The 14,343-nt window shown below is 39.3% G+C and carries 12 protein-coding genes and 1 pseudogene; 3 read left to right on the top strand and 10 right to left on the bottom strand.

All coding sequences use genetic code 11. The features are described 5' to 3' along the window. Window positions 1-14: 14 nt before the first annotated feature. The 3 genes from ACFSBH_RS20275 to ACFSBH_RS20265 are packed head-to-tail and all read right to left on the bottom strand — an operon-like array spanning window position 15 to window position 2,193. Window positions 15-323: an AbrB/MazE/SpoVT family DNA-binding domain-containing protein gene (locus ACFSBH_RS20275; protein ID WP_251514474.1), complete on the bottom strand. Its 309-nt coding sequence runs from the start codon at window positions 321-323 to the stop codon at window positions 15-17. A 53-nt stretch (window positions 324-376) separates the two neighbouring features. Next, complete coding sequence (gene sfsA, locus ACFSBH_RS20270; RefSeq protein WP_251514473.1) at window positions 377-1,063, bottom strand: DNA/RNA nuclease SfsA; 687 nt, start codon at window positions 1,061-1,063, stop codon at window positions 377-379. Next, on the bottom strand, window positions 1,063-2,193 hold the full coding sequence (locus tag ACFSBH_RS20265; protein WP_251514472.1) for an NADH-dependent flavin oxidoreductase: 1,131 nt from the start codon (window positions 2,191-2,193) through the stop codon (window positions 1,063-1,065). The genes sfsA and ACFSBH_RS20265 overlap by 1 nt, the downstream gene beginning before the upstream one ends. A 171-nt stretch (window positions 2,194-2,364) precedes the next feature. Here ACFSBH_RS20265 and ACFSBH_RS20260 point away from each other — a divergent pair, with 171 nt between their 5' ends. Then, window positions 2,365-3,357 (top strand): MBL fold metallo-hydrolase, encoded by a 993-nt coding sequence (locus ACFSBH_RS20260; RefSeq protein WP_251514470.1) that lies wholly within the window; start codon window positions 2,365-2,367, stop codon window positions 3,355-3,357. A gap of 94 nt (window positions 3,358-3,451) precedes the next feature. Here ACFSBH_RS20260 and ACFSBH_RS20255 read toward each other — a convergent pair whose 3' ends face one another. From ACFSBH_RS20255 to ACFSBH_RS20230, 6 genes and pseudogenes are all read right to left on the bottom strand, one after another. Then, window positions 3,452-4,642, bottom strand: a complete 1,191-nt coding sequence (locus ACFSBH_RS20255; protein ID WP_251514469.1) for an amidohydrolase — start codon at window positions 4,640-4,642, stop codon at window positions 3,452-3,454. A gap of 22 nt (window positions 4,643-4,664) precedes the next feature. After that, window positions 4,665-6,043: pseudogene (locus ACFSBH_RS20250) on the bottom strand (MFS transporter). Between the two features lie 326 nt (window positions 6,044-6,369). Next, entirely contained in the window at window positions 6,370-7,284 is a 915-nt protein-coding gene (locus ACFSBH_RS20245; protein WP_285853730.1) for a chemotaxis protein, read from the bottom strand. Between the two features lie 178 nt (window positions 7,285-7,462). Further along, window positions 7,463-8,401 carry a ring-cleaving dioxygenase gene (locus ACFSBH_RS20240; RefSeq protein WP_251514467.1) on the bottom strand — a complete coding sequence of 313 codons (939 nt, stop codon included), beginning with the start codon at window positions 8,399-8,401 and terminating at the stop codon, window positions 7,463-7,465. 207 nt (window positions 8,402-8,608) lie between these two features. After that, complete coding sequence (locus tag ACFSBH_RS20235) at window positions 8,609-8,890, bottom strand: GNAT family N-acetyltransferase (protein ID WP_251514466.1); 282 nt, start codon at window positions 8,888-8,890, stop codon at window positions 8,609-8,611. A 261-nt stretch (window positions 8,891-9,151) separates the two neighbouring features. After that, complete coding sequence (locus ACFSBH_RS20230) at window positions 9,152-10,120, bottom strand: DMT family transporter (protein ID WP_251514465.1); 969 nt, start codon at window positions 10,118-10,120, stop codon at window positions 9,152-9,154. Window positions 10,121-10,255: 135 nt separating this feature from the next. On the opposite strand from ACFSBH_RS20230, the gene ACFSBH_RS20225 reads away from it, so the two are divergent. Beyond that, the gene (locus tag ACFSBH_RS20225; protein ID WP_251514464.1) at window positions 10,256-11,134 is read left to right on the top strand and encodes a LysR family transcriptional regulator; all 879 of its coding nucleotides are present in this window, start codon (window positions 10,256-10,258) and stop codon (window positions 11,132-11,134) included. A gap of 30 nt (window positions 11,135-11,164) precedes the next feature. On the opposite strand, the gene ACFSBH_RS20220 is transcribed toward ACFSBH_RS20225, so the two are convergent. After that, window positions 11,165-12,214, bottom strand: coding sequence for a C45 family autoproteolytic acyltransferase/hydolase (locus ACFSBH_RS20220; RefSeq protein ID WP_251514463.1), 1,050 nt, complete (start codon window positions 12,212-12,214; stop codon window positions 11,165-11,167). Between the two features lie 386 nt (window positions 12,215-12,600). Between ACFSBH_RS20220 and ggt the strand changes: the two genes are divergently transcribed. Next, window positions 12,601-14,316, top strand: a complete 1,716-nt coding sequence (ggt, locus tag ACFSBH_RS20215) for a gamma-glutamyltransferase (protein WP_379599469.1) — start codon at window positions 12,601-12,603, stop codon at window positions 14,314-14,316. Window positions 14,317-14,343 lie beyond the last annotated feature (27 nt).

Genomic DNA, 14,343 nt, shown 5'->3' with positions numbered 1-14,343 from the left:
AGAATTTAAGATTACTACTCTATTGAATCGTTTAACTTAATGATGAAAGCTTCCATCTCCCTATCAACGAAAAGATAAAGTTCCGTCTCTCTGGTGATGTTCAATAAATTGCGGAATTCTGCAGGAATCGTTAAAGTTCCTTTATTCGATAGATTGCGTTGATTTTTATTCGCATCGTTTTGCGAGTGATAAATCCAAATTTCCTCACCTTGCAAATGCAATTCCATTAGGGTGCCAGGTTCAAAACCAAGTTCTGTCCGTTCTTTTTTAGGCAAACTAATTGTACCTAATTTAGATGCTCTAATCTTCTTAAGGAAATCCATGCCGATCACTCCAATGCTTGCTTTTCCTTATAATATATAAACCTGCAACATAATTATATATGAATCGGTATTTGATTGTTTAGTTGAATAGTAGATTCTGTCACTTCGCAGTCATAGGCAAGCAGTTGCACTCCTTTGACCGCAGCCTCCTTCAACATTTGATAAAACGCAATATCCATATCCTTATACGGTGTGAAGAGATGACATCCACCCATTTGAACAATAAAAAGAATGGTCGCCTCAAATCCTTCATCTTTTGCCTGGATTAATGTATTGACATGCCTTGTCCCTCTAGTCGTCGGTGCATCCGGAAACATGGCTACACCATCCTGTTCTAAAGTTACTCCCTTTACTTCAATAAAACCCGGTATTTTATCCCGATAATAAAAAAGATCAAACCGGCTGCTTTCATAGCGGACTTCCCGTTTGATATCAGTAACTCCTACGAATTGCATTAACTTTCCCTTTTTTAAAGCCTCATAAACGACGCTATTAGGTACCTGAGAATCAATATTGACCCACTTTTCTTCCTTCTTAGCAGCAATGATCGAATAACGGGTTACTCGCTTTGGATTATTCGAGGGTTCCAATGCAACTGTTGCACCAGGCTTTAACACTTCAATTAAACGTCCAGTATTTTTAATGTGTACCTTTTCCAGTTGCCCATCAATAAAGACTTCGGCTACAAACCGGTTCAGTTTCCTTGAAAACTCTCCAAATTTTACTTCTAGGTAACGCATCAATTTACACCCGGGAACCAACCTGGTACTGATAAAATGACTTTCCAAAACCGTTCCGGAATATCCAGCCTATCTTTGGCATGTAAATCAAGCACTGTTTCGATTTCCGAATATTTTCCTTCCTTCGTTTTCTCTACCCATTCAGGGTCAATCACTAAAGCTCTTCCTAGAGCTAAAAAGTCAACTCCCGATTGCATTGCCTTAAATGCATCTTCAGATGTACGGATTGAACCAACGCTAACTAATGGAACTCGATTATTGATCTGCTCCAAAAGTAAGTCAATCCTTGTTCTGTCTGAATCAGCACCTCTTCTCGCCTTTGACCAAAACTCGCCAAGCGAAACGTGCAAATAATCCAAATCCTTTTCAGCAAGTACATCAATAAATGGCAATGTTTCCGCCATCGTAATTCCTGGTGTATCAGGCTCTTCAGGTGAGAACCGGTATCCGACAATAAATGGTTCATCTGCATGTTCACTTACCGCCTTCTGCACAGAATCAATAACTGCAAGCGAGAATGTCATTCTTTTCTCTAATGTACCGCCGTACTTATCATTTTTACGATTTGCGTGCGGCGAAAAGAATTGTTGAATCAGATATCCATTCGCACCATGGATTTCCACGCCATCAAAGCCGGCTTTAATCGCCCGAACTGTAGCCTTCCCAAAAGCTTCAATGATTTCTTCTATTTCTACGGTTGTTAATTCTCTCGGCGTCGGACCTGGCATTCCACGACTTTCCGCCGGAATATTACTTGGTGCTGTAATATCTCCATCAGGTACCAGATGTGGTCTGCTTAATCGCCCTGCATGGAATATTTGAAGTATCGCCTTTGCACCGCCAGACTTTATAGCTTCTGCAACTCGAGATAAACCGGGAATCAGTGCATCTCGATCTACACCGACTTGCCCATCAAACCCTTGACCGCCGGGTGTTACATGAGCTACAGCGGTGACGACTGCACCAACCCCTTGGGAGCGGCGACGATAATAAGTAATTTCATCTTCATGTATAGAACCATCAGGATTAGATGAATAATTTGTCATTGGCGCCATAAATAATCTATTTCGAACTTCCATTCCACTTTTAAAAGTATAGGGTTTCCAAATTCGTTCTTCGTTTGCGTTCATTATGGTAACCTCCTATGTATTTTTTCAGTGTTCATTCGTAAGGATAACATGTTCTATTGCTTTGTTAAATTTTAAGAGCATCTATTTGAATTTTAAGAAATGATATGAAAAGATAGAGCTACTATCATACTTTAATAAGAACTTTCGGTTGATACAAGGAGGACGCCTTCTATGACAGCATTAATGGATAAAATAAATACCAAAATCATCCCTTTAGAAATAGAAACACCTAATATGCTAAAAAGCATCAATTTTTATCTCGTCAAAAAAAGCGAATCGCTTTTCCTCATTGATGCTGGTCTTGACAATGATTCATATTGGGAATATCTACAGCACACTTTACAGGTTCATGGTTTTGAACTGAGCGATTTAACGGCTATACTATTAACGCATCATCATTTCGATCATGTAGGGCTTGTACACCGGATCGCAAAACTACAGGACACTCCAGTTTATATCCACCCATATGCTTTACCAAAACTAAAAGGTGATCCTGAATTTTTATATAGAAGCTACCAATTCTTCCTTGAAATAACCGAGAAATTTAACACTGGCAGCTACGGTCGGGAACAGGCGGATGCCCGATACGATAGACAAATGAATAAAACCAAAACGGCGTTAGATTGGAATGTGCATGCCATAAATTCTGATAATTTATTCGGCTTCCAGGTCATCGGAATTCCTGGCCACGCACCGGATCAAGTAGCATTTTATTTACAGGATGAGAAAATTATCTTTCTTGGGGATTTGCTTATCGACCATTTAAGAAGTAATGCTTTCGTAGAGCCCGCTTTTGACGGCAGTCCGATTGCTGCATTAGAACATCATATCGGTTCCTTGAAAAAAATTATTGAGTTAAAACCAGAAATTGCCTTGTCAGGTCATGGCAAAGTGATTGAAGAGCCTGTAAAGCTGGCTCAAAGAAGACTGGATGCAATCGATGCGAAAGCAAGAAGTTTCCTCTCATCAATTGAGGCAGATATTAGAACGGGAAGCGAAATTGTTAAACAACGTCATCCAAATAAATATGAAAAAATTTTCTTCACCCTTCTTTCCGATGCATTGAGTTTCCTGCACTATTTAGAAGCAAAAGAAGCAATCACCAAAAAAGAAAGAAATGGTGTATGGTATTGGGAACCAGGGCCAAAAGAGTTTAACATGTGAAGTTATTATATTTTCCCACTTACTTATGATATTAACCAAAAAACGCATGAACTTTAGGAACAAGCGCTCCTGAATTTCATGCGTTTCTCATGTTTTATTGATTTTTTTCAAAGTACCCACATACAACATGACCGACTGCTTTTGCTGCTACAAGGATGGAATCTTCATCAATATTAAATTTAGGATGATGGTTGAAATATGGTTCTTTTACTCCTTTTGGTGTACATCCAATAAAGAAGTAGCAACCAGGTATTTTTTCCAAGTAATATGCAAAGTCTTCTGATGGTGACAATGCTGGATATTCTTTGATTTCTTTAATATCCTTATCATTCGCCTCTTTTAAAGTTTGTACAACAAAATCTGTGTACTCTGGGTCATTATATAGAGGTGGATAATCCGGTTCGTAATCTAGAATACATTCAACACCGAATTGTACTCCAATTCCCTCTGCAATCCGCTTCAATTCTTTTTCAATTACTTCACGGCTCTCCTTACTCATATAACGGATATCCCCTTCGATTTCAACACTGTCTTTTATGACGTTAAATGTTCCTTTCCCGTCAAAGGAACCAATCGTAATCACCCCAACATCCATTGGGTTCAGTCTGCGGCTGACGATTGTTTGAACAGAGGTCACAAAATGGGCTCCCGCAACGATTGAGTCATTCGCTTTATGTGGAGATGAGCCATGCCCACCCTGACCTTGTACTTTCAATTTAAAATAAGATCTGCCGTTAAAGGAATAACCGCTATGATAACCAACAACACCAGCTTCATCCATTGGAAGGACATGAATCCCAAATATCGCATCCAAGTCGTCAAGCTTTCCAGATTCGACGATACTTTTTGCTCCACCTGGCGGAACTTCTTCTGCGTGCTGATGAATGATTTTTACCGTACCGTTCAAATCATCTTTCAACTGTATGAGACAATCTGCAAGGACCATTAAGTATGCGGTGTGAGCATCATGACCACATGCATGCATGACTCCTTCATTTTTCGACTTGAATGGTACATCTGCCTCTTCTTGTATCGGCAGCGCATCAAAGTCTGCCCGCAGTCCGATCTTTTTGCCTGATTTTCCACCGGTAATGGTCACGATAATACCGTAACCATTACCGACATTTGTTTCTATTTCAACATCTTTACCTTTATAAAAATCTGCTATATACTGCGCTGTTTTTTCTTCCTCAAAGGATATTTCTGGATATTCATGAAGATGGCGTCTGATTTCAATCATTTCTTCTTTACGCGCTTCTAACATTTCCATTAATTGGCTTCTCATTTGAACCGACTCCCTTTTAAAATTAGCCTTGTTTTGCAGGCTTGATTTTGACAGCTGGCTGAGAAAGATTTTCTGCCCCTGTATCATTTGGTACAAATACCACAATGGAGACGAGGGCTAGAAGAGCAAAAATGACGTTTGTAATAATCCCAGCTGTTGCGGCCACATCTACACTAGCAAAAGCCGTTACTGCACCGTACACAGTGGCTGAAATAGCTACTCCAAATGCATTACCTAAAGAACTTGCCATTTTGTACACTCCTGATGCTTCCCCAACTTTATTTTCAGGTGCATATGATACTGCTGTATCAGTTGAAGGAGTTGCGTAAAAACCAAGTCCTAATCCAAAGAGGATGAATCCCACAAATACGACGATTGTATAAATTAAATCTGGCAGGAAGGTAAGTCCCATAACACCAACACCGATTAACGTAAGGGTCGTACCCCAAACCATTGGTTTTTTCGCTCCTGTACGTTGCATAATTTTCTCACCATCCCTGATTGGAATGAACTGAACCCACGTCCCACTTGCACATACGTATTTGCAACAATTAACGTACCAGCTACTGCATTCAATAAGAAGTTAGAAATGGTAGCCCCAGTATACGGTTTGATTGAGAACATTTTAAAGTCAATCAATGCATTTTCACGTTTACCTTCGTATTTGACGAATGCATAGATACCAACCACAGTAACTACCGCAAGTCCAATCGTTAATGGGTTTGTCCAACCTAATTCAGCACCTTGAGTAATGAATACGTTTAGAGCTAACATTGTTATAATGAATATCCCTAGTCCACCAAAGTCAAACTTGAATTTACCTTGAGATACTGCTTTACTTTCAGGAACTTCTTTAATCAACCACATAGCCAATAAAGAGAAGATGATGGAGAAGATAAAGATCCATTTCCATCCCATAGATGTTGCAACTACACCACCGAAGAAGGAACAGAGACCAGAACCACCCCAAGAACCTATGGACCAATAACTAAGTGCACGTTGGCGTTCAGGACCTTCGAAGTATTCCTTCACTAAAGCAATTGTCGCTGGCATAATCGCAGCTGCAGATAAACCTTGAAGGATACGGCCTATAACCAAAAGGAATGCTCCGTTCGCTAATACAAGACACAGTGAACCAATAACACTTAGAATTAGACCGACATAGGTAACTTTCTTACGTCCCAACCTGTCAGCTAAACCACCTGCAACTACAATGAACATACCTGAGAATAAGGCTGAAAGGCTGATCGCTACGTTTAACGTACCTAACGAAACACCTAAATCAGATTGAACCGCCGGAACTATATTTACCATTGATTGAGCAAATAACCAGAATGAAATTACACCAAAGACGATACCTGTAATCAATTTATTCGTACCTTTGTACGTTGTTTCCATCAAAAACGCCTCCTTTTGATTTGGTGGGCTTGTGTTTTTTATTATTGCCCGATGAGTGAATAAAACAATTGGTTAATAATACTGTTAATAGAGCTTCTCCCGTGGAATGAATATCCACTTTGTTAGGAATAATATTTAATATTTCTGAGCTCAACTTTATTATAAGAGACCACCGTTCATCCAATAAGTCTTTATTCATCCTGGATCAATTGATATTATGTGCATTTTTTCACATAAACTTAAACAAGTAAAAAAATGACCGTCTTAAATTGACTCAATTAAAAAACCGACTCGATTTTGACAAATTACCTAATCGAGTCGATTTTTATTTATAAGATGTACGTATCAATTTCTTGTACTAAGTTGACTAGTTGCGGCTTACTCACTTGAGCACTTGCACCAACTTTTTCACCTTTATGGTAAAGGTCATCTGTGATAAGAGAAGAAAAGATGATAACTGGTATTCCGCTCAAACGATGATGATGTTTAATTCGATGAGTCAAATGATGACCATCCATTTGAGGCATTTCGATATCCGTGAGAATGAGTTGGACAGATTCCTCGGGATGCACGGACAAATCCTCAGCCAACTTCTCCAAATAATCCCAAGCTTCTTTCCCATTATGGAAGAACGTAACGTTACTATAGCCTGATTTCTTTAGCGTATCCTTTAATAACTCCCGCAAAACTGCAGAGTCTTCCGCAATTACAATTTTCTTATCCGAACGCTTTCGTTCACCTAACGTTTGGATGCTATCTACGTTTCCTGCAAGCTCCGGATTAATTTCGGAGATAATCTTCTCTATATCTAAAAATACCGCAAGGGTTTCATCCGTTAATTTGATTATTCCTGTAGCATATGGTTGATTACCTGTTGCCAGGTCACTTGGTTTTTCAATTTGTTCCCAAGAAATTCGATTGATCCGATTCACTTTATGAACCCGGAATGCAATCTTAACTTGGTTCATTTCTGCAATGATAAACCGATCAGAATCTGGATTTACAGACGGTTGCTTACTTACAATTTCCGCCAAGTTAATGACTGGAATAATTTCTCCTCTTAGATGAATAACACCTTCAACAAAATTAGGAGCCATGGGTATACTTGTTATCGCTACCGGGGTGATAATTTCTCTCGTTTTGAGTACATTAATAGCATAATATTCATTTCCAAGCTCAAAGAGGATAATTTCTAATTCATTTGTTCCGCTCTCTAATAAAATTCCGTTATTATGATTTTCCATTCCCATTCTCCTACAAACACTATTATTGTTCCTTCCCCAGTTTACATTTCTCCGTTCTTTTTTTCAATTACTTCTGTAGCATGTCATAAATAATTCGGTTATATATTTTTTTCAAACCTCCTGGAATTGGATGGAGTCCATAATGACATTTGTAGGTTTATCCCAAGGAATACGATTCTTACTTGTCGAGATTTCTGACTTCAAGTGGAATCAACGATTGGTTTAACGATTCACGATACATCTCGTAACGTTCTGGAAGCTTTAGTTCCTGCCCCATCGTTTCATAGGATTCATCGTGTGCAAATCCTGGTGGATCAGTCGCAATTTCAAATAGAGTCTCCCCATGCTCTCTAAAATATATTGCATTGAAATAGTTTCTGTCCTGAACAGGAGTCACAAGGAAGCCATTTGTACCAACATGTTGTTTCCAATCAAGCTGGTCATCATCATCTTTTGCTCTCCACGCGATATGATGCACCGTTCCTACACCCATTTGCCCCCGTTCAACTGAAGTCTTTTTCACATCAATAATATTTCCAATTTCACCATTGGATTTAAAACGTAATAAATCATTCTCTTCACCTATAAACTCCAAGCCCATAACTTTCTCTAGCGTATCCCTTGTGCTCTGTGGATTTGTCGATAATAATATTGCTCCTCCAAACCCTTTTATCGCCACTTCTGGCGTGACATCTCCATGCGTCCAATTGTTCCGATCTCCTTCTTCTCTTTCCACCAATTCCAAATGTAAGCCATGGACGTCTTCAAATTCCAAGTACACTTCGCCAAATCTTTCTGTTTTTCTAAATTGGATGTTGAATTTTTCTAGCCGTTTTTCCCAGAATGGCAGAGCCCCAACAGGAACAACATAGGTTGTCACGCCGACTTGACCGCCACCAATTTTCCCTTGATATGCATTCACCCACGGAAAAAATGTAATGATTGTACCAGGATTTCCTCCATCGTCTCCAAAATAAAGATGATATGTCCCCGGATCGTCAAAGTTTACTGTCTTCTTGACTAATCGTAAACCTAAAATCCCGGCATAAAAATCAGTATTTTCCTGTGGATGACCAACAATAGCTGTAATATGATGAATTCCTTCAGTTTTTTTCATATAGTAATGACTCCTTATGATTTCAATTATTCTTAATTACATATTTATTAATTAAGTTTATTTTATCTAACTACATTCCAAATGTCAACTAGCTCCTTTAGGAGGAATGTAATATAAAAACAGCATCCCACTACAGCCAATGAATAAAAGATTCCTCGACAAAATTCAGAACTTGTCAAAGAATCTTTACATCACATCATTGTTCATTTACTTATATTGCACAGCCTGATAGTCCTCGTTTTTTTCAAATTGTTTTTTAGCATAAGGACAAGTCGGTGAAATTTTAAGATCTTCACTTTTCGCTTTATCCACTACTTGACGGACGAGCTGACCAGCCAAACCTTGACCACGATGGTTTTCTTCTACTCCTGTATGGTCAAGAACCAATACATTGTCACCCTGTCTTGTAAATGTCACTTCCCCTGCTTGGTTTCCTTGTTCATCCATTGCAACAAAACGACCTGCTTCTTCTTTAAATTCGTAGCTCATCTATTTTCCTCCTTATTTTTCAATGGATATCTCACCAATACCCACGTCAAGCTTTTTTATTACACTTTTGTTATTAGATTTCCACCTCGAATGGTGATTAAAACATAAGCATCCTCTGATCTAAGTAATTAAAATAGGTTTATCTCATTGTTCTGGTGATAATATAACCAAAAAATCCATTTAAATACTTGATGAATATAAGGAAATAAAAAAGAGGCCCCCATTCCACTATGGAAACGGGTAAGCCTCTCAGGTAAAGTCTTAGGAAGATGGCCTTTCAACAAGCCGGGCGTTTTCCTGTTTGGAATCCTTCCGTTCAGACATTCTTAAATAAATATTATTACCAACTAAGGATACGATAATAAAGATCGTACCGAGGTAATCAAAGATAGTGATTGAACTGCCTTGGATAATGGAAATCGTTAAAGTTGTAATCGGAACAAAGTTAATGAATAACAAGGCGTTCAGTGGGGATAAAATGTTAACTCCTACATTCCAGCCTAGGAGTGCAATTACCCCTGGGAATATAATCATAAATAATGAATGCGGTGCTGTAACAATAACGGTTTCAATGGAAGGAACAGATATAAATCCTATAATCGTTAAGGCTGCAACAATAATTACTGCAGTCAATGTACCAAGTAAACAAGTTAATGTGGAATAACGTAGGGCTGACCAGCCTGCAAACTGTGGTCCTCCCATTGTATAAACAACCCAACCGATTACCGCGATTAGAATCAATAATGAAGGAATCATATCCGTTGTTGCTCCGAGAAAGGACTGGATATTTCCTTTTGTGATCACCAATATAGCACCTACGAAGGCTATAATGACAAAAATCAACGTTATAGGCTGAGGAAATCGTTTATATAAGATAGATGCAATGACGATGGAAATCATCGGCATCAGCGCTTCCATAACGGAAGCTACCATTATCCCAGGCTCACCTAATAAATCTTCTCCCCAAAAGATCAATAGATTGTAAACGGTAAACGCCATCGTACCGTAGAACCAGAGCTGCTTACCTTTGCCTTCGAAACGAAAAGCCTGCTTTCCTTCTTTCCAAAATAAAATCGCTACTAAAATAACCGTTACCGATACGTAGCGAATGATGGTGAAATAAAATGGATCAATATGCTTAAATGCTGAATGAGCTACTGGGAACATTGCTCCCCAAGAAGCTGCAGCAATGAAGCAAAGAATTGCCCCAAACCACACACTATTCTTCATTTCTGTTTTTTCTCCCCTTTTGTATTTATACCATCATTATCAAGCCCTTTAGATATCTTGTAAAATGAATCAATTTGATGACAATCATCATTATTATTGATATCATAAACAAGAGTGAGTAAGGGGGGACAGCATATGGAGTTTAAAGACTTGGAGATCTTTCAGATGGTGGCTGAGAAAGGGACAATTACCGATGCTGCAAAAGCATTGAATTATGTACAATCCAATATCACTTCCAGGATTCAGAAGTTGGAAAGAGAAATGAATACTCCGTTATTCAATCGTCACCGCCGAGGTATGACATTGACACCTGAGGGGAAGAAGTTAATGACATATAGTGAGAAAATCATGTCACTCACAGATGAAATGAAGAAAGTTGTCCAGAGTAAAGAAGAACCATCCGGCAAACTTGAAATCGGAACAATTGAAACGGTTTTTCAACTCCCAAATATATTAGCCTCATTTGATAAAAAGTACAAAAATGTAGAGCTCTCTTTATTTTCAGGAGTAACCGAACAGCTGGAGAAAAAAGTAATGGATCATCAATTAGACGGTGCCTTTGTTACCGATGGGCCATTTTCTTCTGAAATAATTACAGAGGAAGTATTTGAGGAGGAACTTGTCCTCATTTCCAGTAGTCAAGTGAATGCTTTTGAAGCAACAGAGAAAGAGCCGGTCCTTTGTTTCACTAAAGGATGTGGATATAGGGCACGCCTGGAAAATTGGTATGCAGACCAAGGAATCCGACCTACTAAAGTAATGGAATTCGGAACACTAGAAACGATTTTACGAAGTGTAGTCGTAGGTCTCGGTATCGCCTTTGTACCAAAATCATCTGTCATACATTTAGAAGATAGCGGACTCATCCGGACCTATTCTTTACCTGATCAATACAGTAAAGTGAAGACAATGTTCATTCGTAGAGAAGATACTTATCTTACGACAACCCTCCAAAAATTTATTGAAACGATTAAAACAAACCAAAACGTAGAAATCCATTCGCTGAAATATTAAAGGCCAATCAGAACAATCTGATTGGCTTTTTTAACGAAGTCCATCATCCATATGGGCAAAACCGATTTCTGTGTCTACTTCACCTTTGATTGAGTCTATGTTAGCGTCCTCTCCTTCTACCCAGCCTTTAAAATCAAATTTCACCGGTTCACCACTTTCACCGAGTGCAATCCATGCCTGTTTTTCTTTCGGCAAATAAGCTGATGTATGGATTGTTCCCGCCCAACTTTTATACTCCTTAGCGAAAACATTTTGATGAGGATCATTCATAAAACGAAAAGCATCTTCTACATATTTTGTCGTTCTATTTTCGATTATTGTCTTCAAACGATTTTGAGAATCAACTAAGTAACGACGGTTTTCTTCATGTAATGTCTCAAAGTGATTCGTACAAGCATTACCTTTTCGAACCGCAACTTTCCTTGGACTCGTTTCAATGATATAAGTCTCTTCATTCGGGTCTAGGACGACATAGCTGAAACTATGGCGATGGGGAATTTCCTTTAAAAACTGAACCGCTTCTTCCACACTGGCGCAAGTTTCCAAGAGCATCCGGCCAATCATCCAACAAACAAATCCATTTCCTGGTTTTTTACGATTGATTGCATTATACCCCATCACAAGCCCCTGTTCATTCATTCCATCCATACGTCCAGTAACTCGCTGCGCTGGTCCAATCGTCGCATAGCCCGTATCCGTCGGCTGATAGATATGGTATCTTCCTTCATAAGTTTTTGGATGAAAATCATAATTTCTCACCATGAAGTCTGTCCCAGTCACAATGGAACAGCCACTCCGCTCAATAGGAATCCGATATCCAGAAAAGTCTCGTAAAATGATTTGCATTGGAGCTTTTAATGCATCTTGTAACCCTTCAATTTCTTCCCATATTCCTGGTGCATACATTTTAATCATCTTCTTTGTTTCCTGTTGATCCACTGTAAACCGCGGCTGTCGAATCTTCCAGATTCTTTCCCTATTCTTCATAACAAGAGAATCTTTTATTTGGTTCCCCAGCATAATCCCATATTCATAATGAGTACCACGAAACTGAACGACATCGCTGTAAAGTTGCTTCATATGACACTCCATCCTATTTGATTTGTTAGCCACTATTGTAACTGAAAATTAACAAAAGAGAAAATTCCTAGTTTGTGCATTCTTAAGCTGAAGTACGACATACCCTTGCATCTCATTCATGCTTTACGCCTCAGTATAAAACTCCCGAAGAAAGTAACCAAGCAGGCCAATAGCATCGTTTTGGAAAATTTGGCAGGAAAAATAAGAAATGACACGAATCTTACACTATAAGTCTATTTTTTGTCGGAAGGAGTTGTTTATGTAGATTGCTTTTATAAGAGTACATCCAGTTCACAAGCATTTCTAAAGAGTTAATTACGAGGAGGAGAACAATGGGGAGATTTTTTTACCGCACTTTAATCATTTCATTAATTGTTCTAATGACAATGGCAGGTTTTCCACAGCTACATTCAGCGAAAAATTACGATACAGATTATGATAATTACGAACGAGTCGCTGTAGCAAATGGAGGAATGGTCTCCACTTCACATCCCTTAGCCTCTGCTATTGGTGCAGAAGTATTGAGAACGAATGGAAATGCAGTAGATGCTGCGATTGCTATCCAATTTGCATTAAATGTTACAGAGCCTATGATGTCTGGGATTGGTGGCGGAGGATTTATGATGGTTTATGACGGGGAAACGGAAGAAACTACCATCATTAACAGTCGTGAAAGAGCTCCAGCTGGCGCTACACCAGATATGTTTTTAGATGAAAATGGCGATCCAATTCCTTTCGATGAACGGGTTCAGCACGGAAACGCAGTAGGTGTACCCGGAACATTGAAAGGACTGGAAGAAGCTCATAACCGCTGGGGCTCTCGGCCATTCCAACAATTGATTGCACCAGCCATTAAGCTTGCCAAAAAAGGATTTCCGGTGAATAGAATCCTTGCGAAGGATATTAAAGATAATCAAGATAAACTTCTTAGGAGTGCAGCCGCAGAGGTGTTTTTACCGAATGGGGAACCTCTCCAAGAGGGTGAGCTTCTCATCCAAGAAGACCTGGCGAATACACTACAATTAATCCGTTCTCGCGGTGTAGATGCATTCTATCACGGGGAAATTGCTGATGCATTGTCCGAAACAGTGCGCGAATTCGGCGGTTCTATGACTTCAGACGACCTAGCAGTCTATGACATTACAATAGATGAACCAATTTGGGGCGAGTTCCAAGGTTATGAGATTGCGAGCATGCCGCCACCAAGCTCGGGAGGAGTCTTTCTGCTTCAAATGCTTGGAATTCTAGATGGATTTGATTTATCACAATATGATATGAAATCCTGGGAAAAATACCATTTGCTTGCTGAAGCAATGCATCTATCCTACGCAGACCGTGCCGCTTATGCAGGCGACCCTGAATTTGTAGAAGTCCCAGTGGACGGCCTGCTTCACCCAGAATACATCAGTGAACGTCGATCTCTAATCGATTTAAACAAAGTGAATCAAAATCCAACTGCAGGTGATCCATGGAAATATGAACAAACAACACCAAATTATGAGCAAGTTGAACAACCAGCAAATGATAAAATAGGTGAAACAACCCATTTCACCGTCGCTGACCGTTATGGCAATGTCGTCTCTTACACCTCTACCATTGAACAAGTATTTGGTTCAGGGATTATGGTACCTGGATACGGCATCTTACTGAACAACGAACTAACTGACTTTGATGCGATACCTGGTGGAGCTAATGAAGTCCAACCGAATAAGCGCCCACTAAGCAGTATGACCCCAACTATCGTGTTCGAGAATGGAGAACCAATGTTGACAGTGGGATCTCCAGGCGGTCCTACAATCATTACTTCAGTTCTGCAAACCATTATCAACACACTGGAGTACGGTCAGGAACTTGAGGATGCTATAGAAGAACCTAGAATCTATACTAATAATTTAAATTCATACCGTTATGAAGAAGGTATCCCGGAAGATGTGTTGCAGGAACTTCGTAGAATGGGGCATCGTTTTGGAACCAGTTCAACAACAATTGGAAATGTACAAAGCATCCAAATTGATCATCATAATGGATTATTCAAAGGTGTTGCCGATTTTAGAAGAGAAGGTGCAGCAATCGGCGTGGACCTGAAAGGGAAAAGAAAATAATCAGAAAAGGAGTGCGGACTAGATATA

The organism is Oceanobacillus luteolus, assembly GCF_042678205.1.
GTDB classification, from domain to species: Bacteria; Bacillota; Bacilli; order Bacillales; family Amphibacillaceae; genus Oceanobacillus; species Oceanobacillus luteolus.
This window is presented reverse-complemented; position numbering and strand designations above follow the sequence as displayed.